Genomic DNA, 20369 nt, shown 5'->3' with positions numbered 1-20369 from the left:
TTCTTCAGCATTATCTAGTTTTGAGGGAACAAACTTTCAAACAAAATAAAGGGTTGTTAGCATCGAGAGTTTCGAGGAAGCAGACGGAACGAAGACCGGAGTGTACATTCTTGGTACATGAGGATCTGAGTGAAGGAAGCTGACGAAGAAAATCGACGATGATCACAAGCCGAAGTCTGGTGGCGATAGCGAGAAGGTCACACCCGTTCCCATCCCGAACACGGAAGTTAAGCTTCTCAGCGCCGATGGTAGTTGGGGGCTCTCCCCCTGTGAGAGTAGGACGTCGCCAGGCTGTTTTTAAAAGCTTTATTAATATTACTATCGCGGGGTGGAGCAGTTCGGTAGCTCGTCGGGCTCATAACCCGAAGGTCGCAGGTTCAAATCCTGTCCCCGCAATCATGGTCCGGTAGTTCAGTTGGTTAGAATGCCTGCCTGTCACGCAGGAGGTCGCGGGTTCGAGTCCCGTCCGGACCGCCATTTAAATTTTTGGTAAAAACGAAACGGTGTTTCGTCTTTTTTTTTGCTATTTTTCAATAGCTTGTTTTGCTCGCAGATTTAAAATCATGTACACTATATATAAGAACGGTATTCCTTAGGATGCATCCTAAGGTTTTTTTTCTAATATTGGACGATAACGGTGATTAATGACTATGCATACATATGAGTTTATTTCTAAAGATCCACATGATACATTCGCGTTTTCTAAACGTCTGGCCACTCTTTTGCAGCCTGGAGATGTTATTGCCTTAGAAGGCGATCTTGGAGCAGGGAAAACGACCTTTACTAAAGGTTTGGCTAATGGCTTAGGTATTCAAAGAAATGTAAACAGTCCGACCTTTACGATTATTAAAGAATATCAAGGCAGACTTCCACTTTATCATATGGATGTTTATCGGGTTGAGGACTCCTTCGAGGATCTTGGATTTGATGAATATTTCGAGGGGGATGGGGTTACAGTTGTGGAATGGGCACACCTTATCGAGGATCAGCTGCCACATGAACTATTGACGATTTCTATCTATTTAGATGAAAATCAATCAAGAAAGTTAGTTTTACAGCCAAAAGGTGAAAGATATGAGGAGCTATGTAAGGAGATATTACTATGAAGGTACTTTCAATCGATACGTCCAATTACACGTTAGGTATCGCTTTATTGGATGGTGATCAAGTAAAAGGAGAGTATATCACTAATCTAAAAAAGAATCATTCCATTCGAGTCATGCCGGCGATTGAGGCATTGATGAATGATTGTGATATAAAACCAGCCGAGCTTTCCAAAATTGTTGTAGCTAAAGGTCCAGGGTCCTATACAGGTGTTAGAATTGGCGTTACGATCGCTAAGACATTGGCTTGGACTCTAAACATTCCATTAGTAGGCATTTCAAGTTTAGAGGTCTCTGCTGCTTCAGCCGGCCGTTACTTCAATGGTGCTGTATCTCCATTATTTGATGCAAGAAGAGGTCAAATATATACTGGTCTGTACAAATTCATTGAAGGTAAAATACAAACTCTACAAGAGGATCGGCTTTTGTTATCAACTGAATGGGCAGCCATGTTAAAGGAGCAGCAAGGACCAACATTATTTATAGGTAATGATTTACCACTTCATCGACAAATTTTCGAAGAGATTCTTGGTGATCAGGCAGTATTTGCAGAAATTACCGAGCAAAACCCTCGTCCATCCGAGCTTGCCTTAATAGGCCGAGATAAAGTGGGGGAGGATATTCATTCCTTCGTTCCCAACTACATTCGTTTAGCCGAAGCAGAAACCAATTGGCTAAAAGCAAATCAAGAGAACAAGTAAGATATGGGGAAGAACATGATGACGAATTCTTATACCTTTCGTTTGTTGAAGGAACATGATGTTGCTGAAGTATTGCAGATTGAACGTGCTTCGTTTACATTGCCATGGACGGAAGATGCTTTTAAAAACGAATTTTCACAAAACAAGTTTGCGGTATACATTGGATTAGAGGATGACGGAACACTAATAGGCTACTGTGGTGTTTGGATTATTGTTGACGAAGCTCATATCACAAATGTTGCAGTCCTGCCTGAATATCGGGGCAGAAAACTTGGAGAAGCGTTAATGAAAAAGATTATGGAAACAGCGGTTGAAATGGGAGCTAAAACCATGACTTTAGAGGTACGTGTAACCAACCATATCGCTCAGTCGCTGTATCGTAAACTGGGCTTTCAGGATGGAGCTATTCGAAAAAATTATTACAGTGATAATCAAGAAGATGCTTTAGTTATGTGGGTGAATTTATAATGAATAAAGATCAATATATACTAGGGATTGAAACAAGCTGTGATGAAACTTCCGTAGCCATTGTTAAGAATGGCAGGGAGATCATTACAAATGTGGTGTCGTCTCAAATAGATAGTCATAAAAGGTTTGGTGGCGTCGTTCCAGAAATAGCGTCTCGGCATCATGTTGAACAAATCACCATTGTTTTAGAGGAAGCTCTTCATGAGGCGAATTTAAGCTTTAGTGATTTAGATGCTATTGCGGTTACAGAAGGACCTGGATTAGTTGGTGCATTATTAGTAGGTGTCAATGCAGCGAAAGCTATTGCGTTTGCACATAACCTCCCATTAATCGGTGTTCACCATATTGCTGGTCATATTTATGCGAACCGGCTTATTGCGGAGCTTCAGTTTCCTTTACTGTCTCTCGTCGTTTCAGGCGGACATACAGAGCTTGTCTATATGAAAGAGCATGGACACTTTGAGGTGATTGGCGAAACACGGGATGATGCGGCAGGAGAGGCTTATGACAAAGTTGCGAGAACATTAAACCTCCCATATCCAGGGGGGCCTCATATTGACCGGTTGGCACATGATGGGGAAGCAACTATTGATTTGCCAAGAGCATGGCTGGAGGAAGGCTCCTATGATTTTAGTTTTAGTGGATTAAAGTCTGCAGTTATCAACACTGTCCACAACGCGGAACAGCGGGGAGAAACGATTTCCCCTGAGAATTTAGCAGCAAGCTTTCAGGAAAGCGTAATTGATGTTCTTGTTACGAAAACATTAAGAGCTGTGGAAGAATACCAGGTGAAGCAAGTGTTATTAGCTGGTGGAGTTGCTGCGAATAAAGGTTTACGCAGAATTTTGCAAGAGGAATTCGCCAAATTGCCAGATATCGAATTAATTATTCCTCCGTTAAATTTATGTACAGATAATGCAGCTATGATTGCAGCGGCAGGAAGTGTACTGTATGAAAAGGGTATACGATCCACAATGGCGTTGAATGCGAATCCAGGTTTGGAAATCTCTATCCACAATTAAAACTTGATAAGAAAAAAGTCCCGATTGTATAAGGGGCTTTTTTTTGTGGATAAAATGAAGTTTTCCTTACTTTTATGTGGATAATGTGGATAAAAAACAATATAAATGTGGATAATGTGGAGAAGTCTGTGGAATCCTTCTATTTAAGGTCTTATCATGTGAGTAATTTTGTGGATAAAAAAACACCAGGAGGGAATATACTCCTGGTTCAAAACTCAGTTAGTCACAATCAAATAATTAATCTGCCAAGACCGTCCATTCTTCAACTAATTCCTCTAATTTTGCTTTTGCCTCATTGTTGTCTTTTGTTATTTCCATCACTTTTTCATGATCTTGATAGACGTCAGGTTCACAAAGAAGCTGTTCAAATTCTGCTATTTTATTTTCCAATTCTTCAATGAGTTTCTCAACTTCTTCTAATCTTCTTTGTTTTTGTCTTTCTAATTTTTTTGTTTCTTTATCCTGCTGGTAGTTTTTCTTATCTTGGCTGGTTTGAGCTATGGATGAGGCTTTTGCAGCTATGTTTAGAGCTTTTAATTCTTCTTGCTCCAGTTTTTTCTCAACATAATAATCATAGTCACCCAAGTATTCGGTTGCCCCATTTTCACTTAGCGCAAGAACCTTAGTCGTAATGCGATTGATGAAATAGCGGTCATGGGAAACGAATAAGATTGTTCCCGGATAATCAATTAGTGCATTTTCTAATATTTCCTTGCTATCTAAATCTAAATGGTTTGTCGGCTCATCCAGAATGAGAAAATTAGCTTTTTGCATCATTAATTTTGCTAAAGCAAGTCGAGCTTTTTCCCCCCCGCTTAAAGTAGAGACAGGTTTAAGGACATCATCTCCAGAAAAGAGAAAGTTCCCTAGCACAGTGCGAATATCCTTTTCAGGTGTTAACGGATATTCATCCCAAAGCTCATTTAATACTCGTTTATTAGAGGTAAGCTCAGCTTGTTCCTGATCATAATAGCCAATCTCAACATTAGAGCCATAATGAATACTTCCAGCAAGGGAAGGCAGCTTCTTAATAATTGTTTTTAATAATGTCGATTTACCAACACCGTTAGGGCCAACGAGGGCAATGCTCTCTCCACGGGTAATCCGAAAGGAGATATTTTTTGATATTTCTTCACCATTGTAGCCTACGGCAACGGAATCAGCTTTTAACACGTCATTACCCGTTTGCTTTTCGATTTGAAATCCGATGCTTGCCGATTTCTCATCCCCTAATGGGCGGTCCATTAGTTCCATTCTATCAAGCTGTTTTCTGCGGCTTTGCGCTCTTTTCGTTGTTGAAGCGCGGGCCAAATTTCGCTGTATAAAGTCTTGGAGTTTTGCTACCTCTTCTTGCTGCTTCTCATATTGCTTTAATTCACGCTCATAGTTTGCCGCTTTTTGGTCAAGATAAGAGCTGTAATTGCCAATATATTTCTTAATCTGATTTCTTGAAAGCTCATAGACCTGAGAGACAACTTTATCTAAAAAATATCGATCATGCGAAACTATTAAAATAGCCCCGTCATATGTTTGCAAATATTGTTCAAGCCACGATAAAGTTTCAATATCTAAATGGTTGGTCGGCTCGTCCAAAATTAAAATATCAGGCTTTGTTAATAATAGTTTCCCTAGAGCTAGCCTAGTTTTTTGTCCCCCGCTAAGTGTGGATATTTTCGTATCATAGCTAAAGGATTGGAAGTTTAGTCCATGAAGGACAGAGCGAATATCTGATTCAAATTGATAGCCGCCTTGTTCTTTAAATTGAATTTGTTTATGATCATATTCCTTTAGAATCCGCTCATATCGATCACTGTTTGCCATTGCAGCTGGATCTGACATATCATTCTCAAGCTTGCGCAATTCTTGTTCCAGCTTTTGCAGATGCTCAAAAACCGTTAGCATTTCATCCCAAATGGAACGGTCGGATTCAAGTCCCGTATTTTGAGCAAGATACCCAATTTCGACTTCCTTTGGTTTAATAATATCCCCAGAGTCATGTGACATCTGCCCGGCAATTATTTTTAATAACGTCGATTTTCCTGCTCCATTACGGCCAACAAGGGCAATCCGATCGCGTGTTTGAACTTCAAGTTTAATATTGGATAATATAGCTTCAGCACCAAAGTGCTTGATTAATTGATTAACTTGTAATAAAATCATTTTTTTCACCTCAAGCTTTATACAATAAGTGTAACTCATTCATATTTGTTGAGCAATGTGTGTCAGCTTGTGAATAGATTGAAGAAATTTTTATTTACTTGTAGTGTGTATAATGTCTCTATATTAAAATCGATTAAGAATAGCAAATTTCGGAAGTCTTACACATTTGGATAAAAATAGTGTATGATTTTGTTGTGAGGTGTTATAAATGTCTGATTTTACTCATTTTAATGAAGAGGGCAGAGCGAAAATGGTCGATATTAGCGAGAAGCCAGTTTCAGTCCGAACTGCCATTGCCCACTCAAGTATAACGGTGAATAAAGAAATATATGAAAAAATATCTACGAATACAATGAAAAAGGGAGATGTCCTTGCAGTTGCCCAAGTAGCAGGTGTGATGGCTTGTAAGAAAACGTGGGACATTATTCCGATGTGCCATCCGATCCCATTAACAGGAGTAGATATCTCTTTTGCTTGGAATGCGGAAAATGAAGAATATACGCTGCTTATTACGGCTACCGTCAAAACAAAAGGCAATACTGGAGTAGAAATGGAAGCGTTAACAGCCGCATCAGTATGTGCTTTAACCATTTATGATATGTGTAAAGCCGTTGATAAAGGAATGGTTATCGGCAAAACCTATTTAGTAGAAAAAACAGGTGGAAAAAATGGGGATTTTAAAAGAGAGTCCTTCTAATATTTCATGGCTCAATCTATGATTGAATAAGTTAATCTCAAGCTTTCAAAGAGAGGAGATAAGATAATGACGAATGAGTCATTAAAAATTCCACAAGCAACAGCCAAACGGCTGCCTTTATATTATCGATTTCTTAAAAATTTACATGCTTCTGGAAAGCAAAGAGTCTCTTCAGCAGAATTAAGTGAAGCAGTGAAAGTAGATTCTGCAACCATTCGACGAGATTTCTCCTACTTTGGAGCATTAGGCAAAAAAGGGTACGGCTACAACGTAAATTACCTGCTTTCCTTTTTCAGAAAAACATTGGATCAGGACGAATTAACGAAAGTAGCGCTTATTGGTGTGGGAAATCTAGGAACAGCCTTCCTCAATTATAATTTCCTAAAAAACAATAATACGAAAATTGAAGTAGCCTTCGAAGTAGATGAGAATAAAGTAGGTACATATATTGGGAATGTCCCTATTTATCATATGAATGACCTGGAAAAGGTGATTGAAGAGCAGCAGATTCAAGTAGTCATTCTTACCGTGCCTGCGCCTGCAGCACAATTGATTGCCGATCGAATCGTAAATGGCAGTGTGAAAGGCATTTTGAATTTTACTCCTGCCCGGTTATCTGTACCGCCCTCAATCCGAATTCACCATATTGACCTAGCTGTAGAACTGCAATCATTAATATACTTCCTAAAGCATTATCCGTCAGAGGACGAATAGAAAAGAAAAAATGAGCATTTCGCTCATTTTTTTTTCTGACTATTAATGAATTTGAAATGAAAGGAGACTAGACGTAAACCGGTGCCTAAGTCAAAGGTGGCAATAATAATTAGGAAGTATGTAAAGAATCCCCATTCCTGATCTCTTTGTATGGTTTGAATCGCAACATAGGTAAAGAGGATCCCAAGGATAATATAAATTATCCCAGAAAACAAAGGTGTCTTTCTCATAAAAATCCTCCAATAAAGCTCTGTATTTTCTCGATGTTCTTCATCCAGTTTTCGATATTTTCTCTGTTAAATTGGATAATAACGACAAGTGTATTCATTGAAACGTGTGCAAACATAGGTACAAGAATGCGTTTGGTTTTTACATATAAAAAGGCAAATGTAAAGCCCATCGCAGAATACAAAAGAATATGTTCAAATTCAAAATGGGCAAGTGCGAAAATAACTGAACTAATTAAAGCGGATAGAAAGAAATTCAGCTTTTTATGAAGCGTCCCAAAAAGTATTTTTCGAAAGATAATTTCCTCTAAAATTGGACCAACGACTGAGCTAATAATGATCACAATCGGTGCAGCTTGGATGAGCCGAATAATTTGCTGTGTGTTTTCTGAGCCCATTTCAATTCCGATTAGTCTTTCAATATTAGCGGCAATAGATTGTGCAAATAAGGCAAGAAATACACCGGCTATGGCCCATGCAATAGAAGAGCCTGCAGAGGCAGCATGTCTCATCGATAAATGATCTTTCATTTCTTTCCGCAGCAAGGCTAAAGTAATGATTAGTGTGACAGAAAAGCTGATGACAATCCAAGTAGATACCGCGAAGGTCTCCATTTCTTTCATAGTCTTTCCTAACAGTGTCCCCCAAAAAGCGATGAATGGTACTCCAATATAGCTTGATAATTGCATTCCTATATAAGCAATGAGAATAAACCAATATTCCTTTTTCAATATTTTTTCTCCTTATCATTTGTGTATACCAATCCTCATTTTACCCGTAAAAAGGGCTAAGTTACAAATTGTATACTTTTAAGATTAAGTTTAGTGAATGTATATAATGAGCAAACTGTCTTTTGCGCCATTTTATTAAGAGACTGTACATAGATATTTTTAATTTTCTTAAATATTTTTTACAAAAATTTGAGCTTCACTCTTGCAAATATAGGTGAGATTCATTAATATAATAATTGTGTTAGCACTCAGTTGATGAGAGTGCTAATAAATAAAATTTACATATTTATTGAGGAGGTTGTTTCACTTGTTAAAGCCACTAGGTGATCGAATTATTATCGAGCTTGTTGAAACTGAAGAAAAAACTGCAAGCGGCATCGTGTTGCCGGATACTGCAAAAGAAAAGCCTCAAGAAGGCAAGGTCGTTGCTGTAGGAACTGGCCGTGTTCTTGATAATGGTGAGCGTGTAGCCCTTGAAGTTGCTCAAGGCGACCGTATTATCTTCTCAAAATATGCTGGTACTGAAGTGAAGTACGAAGGCAAAGAATATTTAATCTTACGTGAAAACGACATTCTTGCTGTTATTGGCTAATGGCTAACAGCTTTACATTTTTAATTTAACATTACTAGAGTCATTTTTTTTAGACTGATTGAATCGTCTATTTAACTATTCAAGGAGGTAATTGATAATGGCAAAAGACATTAAGTTCAGTGAAGATGCACGCCGTGCGATGCTTCGTGGTGTAGATGCTCTTGCAAATGCAGTAAAAGTAACTCTTGGACCAAAAGGACGCAACGTGGTTCTTGAGAAAAAATTCGGTTCTCCATTAATCACTAATGATGGTGTAACTATTGCGAAAGAAATCGAATTAGAAGATGCTTTCGAAAACATGGGTGCTAAGCTTGTTGCTGAAGTAGCTAGCAAAACGAACGATGTAGCTGGTGACGGTACAACAACTGCCACAGTTCTTGCTCAAGCGATGATCCGTGAAGGACTTAAAAACGTAACAGCTGGCGCTAACCCAATGGGTATCCGTAAAGGAATCGAAAAAGCGGTTGCTGCTGCTGTTGAAGAACTACAAGTAATCTCTAAACCAATCGAAGGCAAAGAGTCAATTGCACAAGTTGCAGCTATCTCTTCTGATGATCAAGAAGTTGGTGCATTAATCGCTGAAGCTATGGAGCGCGTTGGCAACGACGGCGTTATCACAATCGAAGAGTCAAAAGGCTTCACTACTGAGTTAGATGTAGTAGAAGGTATGCAATTCGATCGTGGATATGCTTCTCCATACATGGTAACAGATTCTGATAAAATGGAAGCTATTCTAGATAATCCATATATCTTAATCACTGATAAAAAGATCACTAGCATTCAAGAAATCCTTCCAGTTCTTGAGCAAGTGGTTCAACAAGGAAAGCCATTATTACTTGTTGCTGAAGATGTTGAAGGGGAAGCACTTGCTACATTAGTAGTGAATAAGCTTCGCGGAACTTTCAATGCAGTAGCTGTTAAAGCTCCTGGCTTCGGTGACCGTCGTAAAGCTATGCTTGAAGATATCGCGATCCTAACTGGCGGTGAAGTAATCACTGAGGAATTAGGCCGTGACCTTAAATCTGCTACAATCGATTCTTTAGGACGCGCTTCTAAAGTGGTTGTAACAAAAGAAAACACAACAATTGTTGAAGGTGCAGGAGACAGCGCACAAATCGCTTCTCGTGTTAACCAAATCCGCGTTCAATTAGAAGAAACTACTTCTGAATTCGACAAGGAAAAATTACAAGAGCGCTTAGCTAAATTAGCTGGCGGTGTGGCAGTAATCAAAGTTGGTGCCGCTACAGAAACAGAATTAAAAGAGCGCAAGCTTCGCATCGAAGACGCATTAAATGCGACTCGTGCAGCTGTTGAAGAAGGAATCGTATCTGGTGGTGGAGTTGCTCTACTTAACGTGTACAACAAAGTAGCTGCTCTACAAGAAGAAGGCGACATCCAAACAGGTATCAACATCGTATTACGTGCGATCGAAGAGCCTGTACGCACAATCGCTCAAAACGCTGGCCTTGAAGGTTCAGTTATCGTTGACCGCTTAAAGCGCGAAGAAGTTGGCATCGGCTTCAACGCTGCTACTGGCGAGTGGGTTAACATGATCGACGCTGGTATCGTAGATCCGAAGAAAGTAACTCGTTCTGCACTTCAAAACGCTGGTTCCGTAGCAGCTATGCTTCTAACTACTGAAGCAGTAATTGCTGACAAGCCAGAACCTGCTGGCCCTGCAATGCCTGATATGGGCGGTATGGGTGGAATGGGCGGCATGATGTAATCTGCCCCTCAATCCCTTGATAGATAAGGATTTGTTGGTAAGGTGAGAGTGGTTTGCTCACATTTTGCTCACATTGAGGAAATTAACGGAGGCTTCTCATAAGTTCACTGAACTTTTGAGAGGCTTCTTTTTTCATTTCTTGGGTTACGTGGAGATAGACATTTTTTGTAATTTGATCGTCAGTATGTCCAAGACGGTCCATAATTTGTTCGAGTGATACACCGGCCTCAGCAAGAAGTGACGTATGCGTGTGTCTTAAACTATGCGGTGTTAATTCTTCATTTAGACCAGCGATCGTAAGTAGCCTTTTCATTCTGTCTCGTACTGTTTTAATCACAATGGGATAACCGAATTGGCGCTTTAACTTCGCAAAAATAAAGTTTTCATTGTAATAATCTTCACCTAATTGCTCAATTACTTTGTCCTGAACTTCTTTGTGTTTTTTTAAGGCTTGAATGACATCTTCATCAACAACAATTTTTCGCTTTGACCTCCGGGTTTTTGGTGGGACTAAATGATACTCCAAAGTATTATTATTTGGATTGTAATACGTTTTAGTAATACTGATTGTGTGGTTTTTGAAGTCTATATCCTTCCACTTGAGAGCGACTAACTCCCCAACCCTGATTCCAGTATAGGCTAGTATTAAAAACACTAAGTAATCATGTTCAAGTCCGTTATTTTTGGCTGTTTCTAAAAATAAGGCGAGCTCTTCTTTTTCCAGATACTTTGGAACTTCCTCTTCTTCCAATTGTTCAATGGTTTTTTTATCCTTTTTTACATAAGCAAACTCAGTAGGATCTTTCTTAATCAGCTCCAGCTCTAGTGCCTTTCGGAAAATCATTCTTCCTGTTCGATTGATTCCCTCCCTTGTACTATCAGATAACCCTTGATCTTTTAAATCATTTAAAGCATCTTGATACTTTTTTCTTGTAATATCTTTTAACTTTAATTGAGCAAAGTAGGGTAGCAACCTTCCGATTTCATGGAGACGAACTCGAATTGTTCCTGGCTTTACATCCTTTGATTCGCAGTAGAAGGGAAGCCATTCTTTTGTAAAGTCGCTAAAGGTTTTATCTGTCTCCTCTAAATATGTTCCTTGGTTTAACTCGTGAATTAGAGTGGCTACAGCTTCTTCAGCTTCCAGCTTAGTATTAAAACCGCTTCTTACCTTTTGCTTTCTTTTACCGGTAATTGGATCTAAACCAATATCAACGGTGAAAGCCCACTTTGAACCACAAGTGCATTTTTTCTTTTTGCACTTGCATCCTCTTCTGTAAAAATATCCTTTCATTAGCGTCCTCACTTTCTAAAAATTATTTTGTTACTAAAAGTACATTATTGCCAGAATAAAAATAAAAATTCATGTCATCAATTCTAGGTTAAACAGACTGGATATAAATTTATTCGGCGAACTAAAGTGAGTGTATTTTTGGATAAAATAAAATCCCTAATATTTGCGTGTAAGTGGAGGAAGGGAAAATCTAAATGAATTAGTAATATATTAGATATTCTACAATGTAATGGTCTATTGCTCATATGCTGTTATGAAGAATTGTTATGAATAATCTTTTTGAAGCTATTATGTTAATGAACAGTAGACCTATACTGCGCAACATAAACTCTCTTTTTCAAAATGGTAACAAATTCCCTATCCTAGTAGACCTTAACTTAACTCCACTTAATAATTGATATACCAACGAAAAACGGTATTCAAATAAGTTATTATGATTATTTAAATCAGTTAAGAGGAAATAAAGTTCTAGTAAACGCAACTTGATGACACAGGGATTGTCCCTAGTATCTCGAAAAAGCACTGTGATATTATTAAGTTAAAAAAAGAACCTCTTTTCTTGGGAATTGAAGGTACTGCCCCTATTGATACAGAAATTCTAAATCTTTTGAGGTGACGTATGAGTACAGTTGAATTAGAAAGTAAACGTTTTGTTGGAAGACAAAATTATTTAAAGAATTTAAAAGATACACTAGTGTCTGAGCAAAGATTTGATCGCCATAAGCTTCAAATAATTCACTTTTTTGGTGTAGGTGGAGTTGGGAAAACAAGTTTGCGAACACAGTTTTATAGATATATCGCAAAAAATGAAGAAAACACGGTTGTTGCAAGCTTAGACTTTAAATATCCAGCGCATCGTAATGTTCCAGAAGCGTTAAGTAGATTAAAAACAATAATAAAACAACAAAATCCTAACATTCATTTTCCCACCTTCGATTTAGCAAGATCAATATTTCAAAAAAAGAATATGCCACATTATGCTATTAATGAAACGACGAGAAGCATGCCACTAGTAGATGAAGGTGACTTTGTTGCGAACTTCTTAAAAGATCTTGGTGAAATAACTCCTGGTGTCAGCTGGATTCCAAAAGCATCTCACTTTTTTGTTAAGTATTCCTTAATAGTGAAAAAATGGTGGCAGGAAAAAGGAAATGAAACACTGAAAAAGCTAGTTGAAATGGAAGACTATGAAATTGAGGAAGTATTACCTAGATTATGGGCGGAAGATTTAGCTTATTTTCTTAAACAGGAAGATACTTCAGCGGTAATATTGTTAGATACTTGTGAAGAATTAAAATTTCAAGATGATTACCCTGTTTACTTACAAATTAAATATCTTTGTAAGTTATTACCAGAAGTACTGTGGATTACTTTTGGTCGTGATGAATTAGATTGGGAGTTTGGTGAAGAAGATACATTAATATGTGAGGAATTAAAAGAATTAGAAGAAGAGGAAACAAAGGAATTATTAGATGATGCGAATATACCAGATGATGTTGCACGAACAATAATAGAAACTACAAAAAACCATCCCTATTATGTTCAGCTTGCTATTGAAACCTATAAACGAATAAGTGATAAAGATGAACTTAAAGAAGATGCTTTCAAGGGTGACCAGCAGACGGTTGTTAATCATTTTCTTAATTACTTGGAGCATGAAGAAAAAGAGACATTAATGTTGCTTTCCTTACCTTCTTTTTGGGATGAGAAAATTTATTTAAAGTTGGTGAAAGAATTTCCAACTGGTTTTGGTATTGATGGTTATAGAAAAATTGCGGAATACTCCATTATTAATTATAATGAAGAGCTTGAAAATTATGTTATGCATCCATTAATGCGCAAAACACTGATAAATAATATGATGGAACATAGGATGAATACATACAAGAAGGCAAATGAATTGCTCTTTAGCCACTATAATGAAAAATTACAAGATGTGGAAGCATCAATCATTAGCACTTCTCTTGTAACTGCTGTTATAGAAGGATTTGAACATGGGAGTAAATTACTTAGTAAAGTCGATCTAGCAGTATGGATTAATAATATTACTAATCCATTCAAACTAACAATGAATTATTATTCAATGTTAGTTCCTTTGATTCAAAATTTAACACAAGACTTAAAAATGACGGATCAGAAGGATTACATTGTTAAGATGATTGGGTTAATTAATCTAGCATCTTTTTACTTTAGCAAGCTAAATTTCTCACACATGAAGATTTATCTTGATGAGCTAGATGTATGCCTCCAACACATAGATAAATCGGAATCTGAGGAAGTAAATAAAGTCATTAGTAATACGTACTATTTGCAGGGCAGATATTTGATGATTAAAGAATATTTTTCAGATGCGATGGAAGCATTCGAAAAAGCATTGCTACTAGATAGCGATGGTATAGAAATTGAGAAATCAATTGCTGTTATTTATCGTCAACAAGGTAAATTACCAGAAGCGAAATCTATCCTTGAAACAATACTTAATAAAATGAATAACAAGTCAAAAGATGATGATCTCGACAGTTATTATTTCCACAGAGGCAACGTAAAAAAGAACTTAGGAATTACATTTCATATGATGAATGACTTTCCAGCGGCAATTGATTTTCTTAAGCAGGCAGATGAAGATTTTGATCAAATAGGAGTTATTACATTTGATAAATTAGATACATTATCAGCATTAGGTAAAGCTTATTTAGATAGTGGTGATTTGGATCAAGCATATTCAGTTACTCAATATGCAATCGAATTAGCAGAAGGTAAATCAATTGTTGATGTGCGGTCCATGTTTTATAGAGTGCTAGGGGTAGTAGAGACTGAGCGAGAAAATTACGTAAAGGCAAAACAATTATTGGAAGATTCACTAGAATCACATCTTGAGATTTTTGGACCACATGATGGAAGAATCATACCAATATATCAAAGTCTCGTGAATTTGTACAGTACTCAAGATCTTTATAAAGATGCAGTAATCTACCAAGAAAAAATCTTAAATATACATATTAATGAAACTGGTATGGACAGTAATGAAACAATCATAAATATGTTGGACCTTGCCCAATTTTATAAAAAAGCAAGTGAGAATGAAAAAGCAAACCACTATTACTCTAAAGGATTAAGTTTGTTAGATGAATCGAAGCTGAAAATAGATGAAAGATTTCTAATCCAATGGCTTGCGGATGTATCTGAAATCAAGTTAATAAAAATGGATTTTGATTCTTCCCTAGGATATTTAGAACGTTTATTAACGTTAGTTAAGAAAGTACATGGAAAGAAGCATGAAGAGTATACGAGCACTTTATTAACAATTGCAAATATACATATGTTAAGAGGAAATTTCAAAAAAGCTATTCCCCATTTTCAAGAAGCGTTAAAGAACTTGACAAGAGACCATTCTTTAAATCATCCCGAAGTTGCTGCATGCTACGACAATATAGGAGAATGTTATTGGAAACTAAAACAACTTCCAAATGCAGAGAGGAGTTTTGAAAAAGTTGTTAGTATTTTTGAGAAAATTTATGAAGAATGTGACCCATTTCTGCTCCATTATTATAACAAGATGGTAAATTTCTATAAGGATAAACAAGATCCAAGAAAACAATCTACATATTTATTGAAAATACGGATGTGTTTTAAGAACAACATATCGTTTAGCTAATTCAACCTAGAGAGACGAGGGGGCTATATTTTAAAGAATAAACTCTTGCAATCCGGGTCACAGTACCTATACCCTCTAATCGTAAAGAAATGTAGGAGAATGGTTAGCAAGCAAGATGTTTAAGCATATGATGAATAGTATTATTCGATAAAAGTTCCTTTTGGTTGTGTTATTTAAACATATTCTTCAAAGCTTAAAGTATATTGGATAAAGGACTATTTTAAATTCTCTAATTGTCCAATTGTTGAACAGTAACAAAACTAATAAAGCAAAGTTTGCTGCGCAGTACAACGATACTATTCAATTGAATTAACGATATAGCATAATGGATGTACTACCTTTATGGGTATTTTCAAAAGAGGCCAGGACAAAGGGTTTTCAGTAACTAAAAAAGCCGAACTATTTCTAATAATGCTAACATAGCACTCTACAATAGTTCAGCTTTCAGTATTTAGATAATAAAAAGTCAATTTAACATTTGGCTTTGGATACAGATAAATCCGTTATGTCCCAGCCTCTTTATATCTGTTTTGCTTTCAATTTTTATATCACTTAATTCCACGCATTAACTTCCCAAATTTATCTGAAGCTTCTCTTTTCATTACGTTTGTTACATGGAGATATATTTTTCTGGTTGTTTTTTCATCGCTATGTCCTAATCGGTCCATGATCTCTTCTATATCCACTCCAGCTTCAGCGAGAAGGGACGTATGAGTATGGCGGATAGAGTGGGGGTTAAGTTTTGATACCAATCCAGCAAACTTTAATAGTCTAGTCATTCTAGTTCTAATAAGCTTTGTTAGAATTGGATAACCTGGATGCTTGTTAAAGTTTGCGAAAATATAACCCTTATTTCGATATGAATTTCCAAAGCTCTTTATTAATTTTTCTTGTTCTAATTTATGTTTTCTAAGTGCCTCTATTACAAACTCATCAACAACTATTTTTCGTTTTGATTTTATTGTTTTAGGAGGAACCAATTGATAGTTTTTGGTGTTGTTCTTTTCATTGTTGTAAGTTTTAGTAATTTTAATTGTTTGTTCGTCAAAGTCAATATCTTTCCACTTTAGTACTACTAACTCACCTACACGTATACCCGTATATGCTAATGTAATAAATATTAAATCATCCATATATAAACCTTTTTCTTTTACTGTCTCCAAGAATAAAGCAAGCTCTTCTTTTTCGAAGTACCTTGGAAGTTCGTCATCATCTGGCTCTTCATCTTCCTCAATAACGACTTTGTTATCTCGTGGAATATAAGCGAGTTCCGATGGATCAATCTTAATCAATCTTTTGCTCTTTGCCATTCCAAAAATCATCTTCCCAGTGACATGAATACCTTCCATTGTGCTTTTAGAAAGACCACTTTCTTTTAAGTCTTTTAGTGCTATCTGATACACTTCTTCTGTAATGGCATTCAGTTTTAAATGTGAGAAGTATGGTAATAGCTTATTAATACTATACTGTCTCAAACGTATTGTTCCTGGTTTTGGTCCAGTTCTTTCGGTATATAATGAGAGCCATTCCTGAGCAAAGTCCTTAAAGAGAGTATTTGTTTCTGCAATATAAGTCCCTTGTTTCATTTCATTAAGAAGTGCAGCAGCAGCTAACTCTGCTTCTTCTTTAGTTTTAAAGCCTGCTTTTGTTGCCTGTTTTCTTCTGCCATTTTTAGGATTTCGTCCAATATCAACAACAAAACTCCAAGTCTTATTACAATTGCAATCGCCCGTATCACAAGTACAGCCTCTTTTTTTATAATGGCCTTTCAAAATACAATAACCTCGCTTTACTAATTGATTATGTTACTAATAGAAAGAGAAGCCAATAACCTTCAAGACCAAGAGTCTCCTCTTCCTACAGTTGTATTAATCTTGTTATTAACCTTGTTTCTTCTCTTTTTTACGCTTGATCCACTGTTTTAAATCGGCCTTTTCAACTCTTTTAGAAATTCCAATTTCAAAATTTGGAATGCCCCCGTGCTCAACATGAATTTGCATTAACTCATATACTCGCCTTCTAGATATTTTTAAGATTCCTGCTATGTGTTTTGCTGTCAGTATTTCAGGGAGCGACTCCCAAGAAATAATTTCTTCCGTGATTTTCATCATAGTTCCCTCCAGTTAAACCAAAAGAAAAACCCCACAGATGCGGAAAGAAAGACACTGCTCCCAAGGCATAAGATTATTAGTTAATAATCTTATTACTTGGATTGGCGGGTGCTTCCTCGTCCAATCTGTGGGGTTTGATCCCATGATTTATATTAATTAATTTGTGTTGATAGATTATCAATTTAAGAACAAAGCTGTTAACTAATGTTATGTCTCATAGTTTATATTGTCATAATTTGATTTGTCAAGTACTTCATTAAGGATTTTTTTATAAATAAGTTATAACTCATATAGTTAAGGACTTGTACATATGTTTAACTAACTATTCAGGAGGTGACTTATGTATTATATTTTTGTTGGATTAATTGCTATTTCATCAATCATACTAATTTTAATTGGAGCATATTTTATGGTACTTGAGGTAATTGGCAAAGGAAAGGCGGATAACAACGAAAAATCAATAAAATTTTCCTTATATGGATTTGTACTAGGAGCTCTTGCTGGGTATTTAATAAATACGCCCCCTTTAACGGCGGAGAACATTGTATTAATAGGAAAACTTATTTTTACAGCTTATTTGATTATAACCTTGCATGAATTAGGACATTTCATTGCTGCAAAGTGTCTTAAATTAAAAACGTCTACTTTTTCAATAGGGATCGGACCGAAACTGTTTACATTTGATCGGTCTAATACAGTATTTAAATTCCACCTTTTCCCAATGAAAGGATTTGTACAAGTTGACACCAAGCAAGAAGAAAAGCTGCCCTTATTATTCAAATGTACCTTTTATTTAGCAGGAATTCTTGTGAATATTATTAGTTTTTTTATTGGCTTAACTGTTTACTTTATTCAGCAGGGACACCCCGTAATTGATTCTTTTATGATTGTTACAAAAAAGTTTATTGCCTTTATCCCTAAATTTTATTCTTTACTTACCCAACTTCAATTTTCAGATATAGTTACACCTGAACACGACCTTGAACACAGTATCGGAGTATATATTTCAATGGCAGATATTACTCAGGAATTTTGGCTTGGTTTTGCAGTTTTGAGTATAATAATCGCCTTCTTTAATACAATTCCTATTCCAATCTTAGACGGAGGTCGAGTTATATTAGCGATCTTTACGTCTCTTTTAGGTTTATTGAGTATTCCTAAGAAGATTATTGAAACAACTTTTTACACTTTACTAGCAATGGGAGCAGTGATTATCTATAGTCCAATAATTATAAATAATTTGTGGGCTACAAGTGTGTCATTAAATATGTCACTATTTGAATTCTTGTTATGGATAGGAGTGGGGGTCACGGCCTTGATTAACCTTCAAATTTTTATTGAAAACAGGAAGGATAAAAGAACACCTGTTTAAAATTATTAAATACTATTTCAATTTGCCATCGAAAAAAGTCTATTAAACTATTGCAATACTATTAAGTATGTGTATATACTTATGTTACATAAACAAGTACAAATAAAGAAAATTATTGCTAAAAGCAATTTATACATTTCTCAGAGGAAGCACCCTGAGCTATGGTACAGATGTACCTATAGTTCGGGGTGCTTTTTTGTTTAAAAAAGGAGAGGTTTAAGGTGAGTTTGGAAAAACATTTACAGCTTTCATTTGACTTTACTGAAATAGATATTAGTACGTGCGAAGAGCAAGCCTTTTTATGTGAAAGTAGTTCAACAGATGAAACAGATGAATTAAGGCAAATGAAGCGGGATTTGAAGGCGTTCTTACTTGGAACTGAAAAAGAGAACATAGGTGCATGGTCCGGAAGTTATCTGAACAAAAATTCGCAAGAACTAGGTTTAAAATCGAAATGGCTTGCTCATAATGGAGATAAATTTACAAAGGAAGAGTTGATCTCCATTATGGAAAGCTTATTTAAAACCTCTCATCAAATGAAAGTGATTTCTTTAGGAGAGGATGGTTTAAAGCAGTGGTTCATTGACAATATGATCAGTGAACTAGAGGCCAAACCGATTCGACAGTTTTTAGTAAAGCGATCTAAACAACTTAATTATAAATTGTTGTTCCAACTAATCTTACGGTTTACGGACTTTGAGTCGTTGGTCAGTAAGGCAACACGAAAAAAACCATTCGATCTAGTACGAGAAGACTTTTTAAATCAGGAACTCTATGAGGAGGTAATCACGAGTCAGTTTTATTACCAAAACTTTGCTTTGTTTTACAAACAAATGAATCCCTTTACAGAATCGTCTTTAACGTATACACCCAAAGAAAGGATAGAGGTGGTTCTGCCGCCGGCTGTGCAATCGTTTCTGACTTATAAAAAGCGGCAGGGAACAAAACCCGAGAGGTTAGATAAGTTTCGATATGAACTGCATCGTTACTTACGATGGTCCTGCAATGTTCTAAATGACTTTAGTTCCTATCCGATCGATAAAGTTCCCATTACCTTGTTTACACAAGAACACTTGAAGACGTATAAAAACTATCTCATTAAGGGGGTCCAAAGCGGCCGTTTTGCAGAAAATGGTTCCATGAAACATTTTAAAAATATCAAAACGTTCTTTAGAACCCTCTATCATATGAGGTTTATTAAAAACGATAATACAAGAGGTATACGAAATATCGAGGGGGATGACTATCAATCTCGTTATATGCCAACAGATACGGAGATAGAAAAGTTCTTTACCGCCATTGAACAATATTCCGACACGCCACAACTAGATAAACTCGCATTCGGGTTTATGCTCTATCTTGGATTTCGTTCATGTGAACTGGCGAAATTACAATGGGAAAACATCAATTGGAGCCTTGAGGACGTAAAATTTACAGCAAAGGGAGGAAAAGGACACTCCTTACCGCTTCCTTCAGCGCTTATGGATCTCTTACAGGAGGTAGAAAAACAAGAGAACGGGTTAGTGTTTGGAATGAAGGAACAACAACTAAGAGCCACATTGTCATTAAAGTACCGAATATTTACATTGATTGCAAACTGGAAAGAGGCGAGTGGTCCCCACCAGTTGCGCCACATTTATATAACGCGCCTAACTAAGCAAGATGTTGTACCGAAGGCACTTAAACGATTAGCTCGACACGAATCCCTAGCAACGACTTCACTATATATCCATCGAACAGAAGGCGAAGTTGGAGAAAACGCACAAAAGATTTCGTTTCCGTGGGAGGTGAATTAA

At 36.5% G+C, this 20369-nt stretch carries 17 protein-coding genes, 2 tRNA genes and 1 rRNA gene; 14 read left to right on the top strand and 6 right to left on the bottom strand.

The window, feature by feature from the left end; all coding sequences use genetic code 11:
• Positions 1-175 precede the first annotated feature (175 nt).
• From rrf to tsaD, 7 genes are all read left to right on the top strand, one after another.
• A 5S ribosomal RNA gene (gene rrf, locus H0173_RS21360) occupies positions 176-292 on the top strand.
• A 30-nt stretch (positions 293-322) separates the two neighbouring features.
• Positions 323-396 (top strand) — tRNA-Met (locus H0173_RS21355).
• Positions 397-400: 4 nt separating this feature from the next.
• Positions 401-477: transfer RNA gene (locus H0173_RS21350), tRNA-Asp, on the top strand.
• Between the two features lie 173 nt (positions 478-650).
• Positions 651-1106, top strand: coding sequence for a tRNA (adenosine(37)-N6)-threonylcarbamoyltransferase complex ATPase subunit type 1 TsaE (tsaE, locus tag H0173_RS21345; protein ID WP_221848812.1), 456 nt, complete (start codon positions 651-653; stop codon positions 1104-1106).
• A complete protein-coding gene (gene tsaB, locus H0173_RS21340) occupies positions 1103-1804 on the top strand; it encodes a tRNA (adenosine(37)-N6)-threonylcarbamoyltransferase complex dimerization subunit type 1 TsaB (RefSeq protein ID WP_221848811.1) in 702 nt (233 codons plus the stop codon). Before tsaE ends, tsaB begins: the two co-directional genes overlap by 4 nt.
• Positions 1805-1822: 18 nt before the next feature.
• Complete coding sequence (gene rimI, locus H0173_RS21335; RefSeq protein WP_221848810.1) at positions 1823-2272, top strand: ribosomal protein S18-alanine N-acetyltransferase; 450 nt, start codon at positions 1823-1825, stop codon at positions 2270-2272.
• Positions 2272-3294 carry a tRNA (adenosine(37)-N6)-threonylcarbamoyltransferase complex transferase subunit TsaD gene (tsaD, locus tag H0173_RS21330; RefSeq protein WP_221848809.1) on the top strand — a complete coding sequence of 341 codons (1023 nt, stop codon included), beginning with the start codon at positions 2272-2274 and terminating at the stop codon, positions 3292-3294. Before rimI ends, tsaD begins: the two co-directional genes overlap by 1 nt.
• Positions 3295-3531: 237 nt before the next feature.
• Here the strand turns inward: tsaD and H0173_RS21325 are convergent, their stop codons facing one another.
• Positions 3532-5454 carry an ABC-F family ATP-binding cassette domain-containing protein gene (locus tag H0173_RS21325; protein ID WP_221848808.1) on the bottom strand — a complete coding sequence of 641 codons (1923 nt, stop codon included), beginning with the start codon at positions 5452-5454 and terminating at the stop codon, positions 3532-3534.
• A gap of 208 nt (positions 5455-5662) precedes the next feature.
• Here H0173_RS21325 and moaC point away from each other — a divergent pair, with 208 nt between their 5' ends.
• Positions 5663-6151: a cyclic pyranopterin monophosphate synthase MoaC gene (gene moaC, locus H0173_RS21320; RefSeq protein WP_221848807.1), complete on the top strand. Its 489-nt coding sequence runs from the start codon at positions 5663-5665 to the stop codon at positions 6149-6151.
• A gap of 66 nt (positions 6152-6217) precedes the next feature.
• Positions 6218-6865 carry a redox-sensing transcriptional repressor Rex gene (locus H0173_RS21315; protein WP_221848806.1) on the top strand — a complete coding sequence of 216 codons (648 nt, stop codon included), beginning with the start codon at positions 6218-6220 and terminating at the stop codon, positions 6863-6865.
• 23 nt (positions 6866-6888) lie between these two features.
• Here the strand turns inward: H0173_RS21315 and H0173_RS21310 are convergent, their stop codons facing one another.
• Together H0173_RS21310 and H0173_RS21305 are read right to left on the bottom strand one after the other, a co-directional pair.
• The gene (locus H0173_RS21310; RefSeq protein WP_221848805.1) at positions 6889-7095 is read right to left on the bottom strand and encodes a YdiK family protein; all 207 of its coding nucleotides are present in this window, start codon (positions 7093-7095) and stop codon (positions 6889-6891) included.
• Complete coding sequence (locus H0173_RS21305) at positions 7092-7823, bottom strand: CPBP family intramembrane glutamic endopeptidase (RefSeq protein ID WP_221848804.1); 732 nt, start codon at positions 7821-7823, stop codon at positions 7092-7094. Before H0173_RS21305 ends, H0173_RS21310 begins: the two co-directional genes overlap by 4 nt.
• A gap of 307 nt (positions 7824-8130) precedes the next feature.
• On the opposite strand from H0173_RS21305, the gene groES reads away from it, so the two are divergent.
• Together groES and groL are read left to right on the top strand one after the other, a co-directional pair.
• On the top strand, positions 8131-8415 hold the full coding sequence (gene groES, locus H0173_RS21300; protein ID WP_221848803.1) for a co-chaperone GroES: 285 nt from the start codon (positions 8131-8133) through the stop codon (positions 8413-8415).
• Between the two features lie 97 nt (positions 8416-8512).
• On the top strand, positions 8513-10141 hold the full coding sequence (groL, locus tag H0173_RS21295; protein WP_221848802.1) for a chaperonin GroEL: 1629 nt from the start codon (positions 8513-8515) through the stop codon (positions 10139-10141).
• Positions 10142-10223: 82 nt separating this feature from the next.
• Here the strand turns inward: groL and H0173_RS21290 are convergent, their stop codons facing one another.
• Complete coding sequence (locus tag H0173_RS21290) at positions 10224-11435, bottom strand: site-specific integrase (protein WP_221848801.1); 1212 nt, start codon at positions 11433-11435, stop codon at positions 10224-10226.
• A 619-nt stretch (positions 11436-12054) separates the two neighbouring features.
• Here H0173_RS21290 and H0173_RS21285 point away from each other — a divergent pair.
• On the top strand, positions 12055-15090 hold the full coding sequence (locus H0173_RS21285) for a tetratricopeptide repeat protein (protein WP_221848800.1): 3036 nt from the start codon (positions 12055-12057) through the stop codon (positions 15088-15090).
• Positions 15091-15638: 548 nt separating this feature from the next.
• On the opposite strand, the gene H0173_RS21280 is transcribed toward H0173_RS21285, so the two are convergent.
• Together H0173_RS21280 and H0173_RS21275 are read right to left on the bottom strand one after the other, a co-directional pair.
• Positions 15639-16862, bottom strand: a complete 1224-nt coding sequence (locus H0173_RS21280) for a tyrosine-type recombinase/integrase (protein ID WP_221848799.1) — start codon at positions 16860-16862, stop codon at positions 15639-15641.
• Between the two features lie 108 nt (positions 16863-16970).
• Positions 16971-17201, bottom strand: coding sequence for a helix-turn-helix domain-containing protein (locus H0173_RS21275; protein ID WP_260631304.1), 231 nt, complete (start codon positions 17199-17201; stop codon positions 16971-16973).
• Between the two features lie 340 nt (positions 17202-17541).
• Here H0173_RS21275 and H0173_RS21270 point away from each other — a divergent pair, with 340 nt between their 5' ends.
• Positions 17542-18573 (top strand): site-2 protease family protein, encoded by a 1032-nt coding sequence (locus H0173_RS21270; RefSeq protein WP_221848798.1) that lies wholly within the window; start codon positions 17542-17544, stop codon positions 18571-18573.
• Between the two features lie 221 nt (positions 18574-18794).
• Positions 18795-20369 (top strand): tyrosine-type recombinase/integrase, encoded by a 1575-nt coding sequence (locus H0173_RS21265; RefSeq protein ID WP_221848797.1) that lies wholly within the window; start codon positions 18795-18797, stop codon positions 20367-20369.

Origin of the sequence: Bacillus sp. S/N-304-OC-R1, assembly GCF_019749375.1 — a bacterium.
GTDB lineage: Bacteria > Bacillota > Bacilli > Bacillales > Cytobacillaceae > Cytobacillus.
This window is presented reverse-complemented; position numbering and strand designations above follow the sequence as displayed.

Excerpts from the sequence above, each read along its gene's own strand:
- rimI (WP_221848810.1), top strand. The coding sequence starts at position 1,823 with ATGACGAATTCTTATACCTTTCGTTTGTTGAAGGAACATGATGTTGCT.
- H0173_RS21285 (WP_221848800.1), top strand. The coding sequence starts at position 12,055 with ATGAGTACAGTTGAATTAGAAAGTAAACGTTTTGTTGGAAGACAAAAT.
- H0173_RS21270 (WP_221848798.1), top strand. The coding sequence starts at position 17,542 with ATGTATTATATTTTTGTTGGATTAATTGCTATTTCATCAATCATACTA.
- H0173_RS21275 (WP_260631304.1), bottom strand. The coding sequence starts at position 17,201 with ATGATGAAAATCACGGAAGAAATTATTTCTTGGGAGTCGCTCCCTGAA.
- moaC (WP_221848807.1), top strand. The coding sequence starts at position 5,663 with ATGTCTGATTTTACTCATTTTAATGAAGAGGGCAGAGCGAAAATGGTC.
- tsaB (WP_221848811.1), top strand. The coding sequence starts at position 1,103 with ATGAAGGTACTTTCAATCGATACGTCCAATTACACGTTAGGTATCGCT.
- tsaE (WP_221848812.1), top strand. The coding sequence starts at position 651 with ATGCATACATATGAGTTTATTTCTAAAGATCCACATGATACATTCGCG.
- tsaD (WP_221848809.1), top strand. The coding sequence starts at position 2,272 with ATGAATAAAGATCAATATATACTAGGGATTGAAACAAGCTGTGATGAA.
- H0173_RS21290 (WP_221848801.1), bottom strand. The coding sequence starts at position 11,435 with ATGAAAGGATATTTTTACAGAAGAGGATGCAAGTGCAAAAAGAAAAAA.
- groL (WP_221848802.1), top strand. The coding sequence starts at position 8,513 with ATGGCAAAAGACATTAAGTTCAGTGAAGATGCACGCCGTGCGATGCTT.
- H0173_RS21310 (WP_221848805.1), bottom strand. The coding sequence starts at position 7,095 with ATGAGAAAGACACCTTTGTTTTCTGGGATAATTTATATTATCCTTGGG.
- H0173_RS21315 (WP_221848806.1), top strand. The coding sequence starts at position 6,218 with ATGACGAATGAGTCATTAAAAATTCCACAAGCAACAGCCAAACGGCTG.
- H0173_RS21325 (WP_221848808.1), bottom strand. The coding sequence starts at position 5,454 with ATGATTTTATTACAAGTTAATCAATTAATCAAGCACTTTGGTGCTGAA.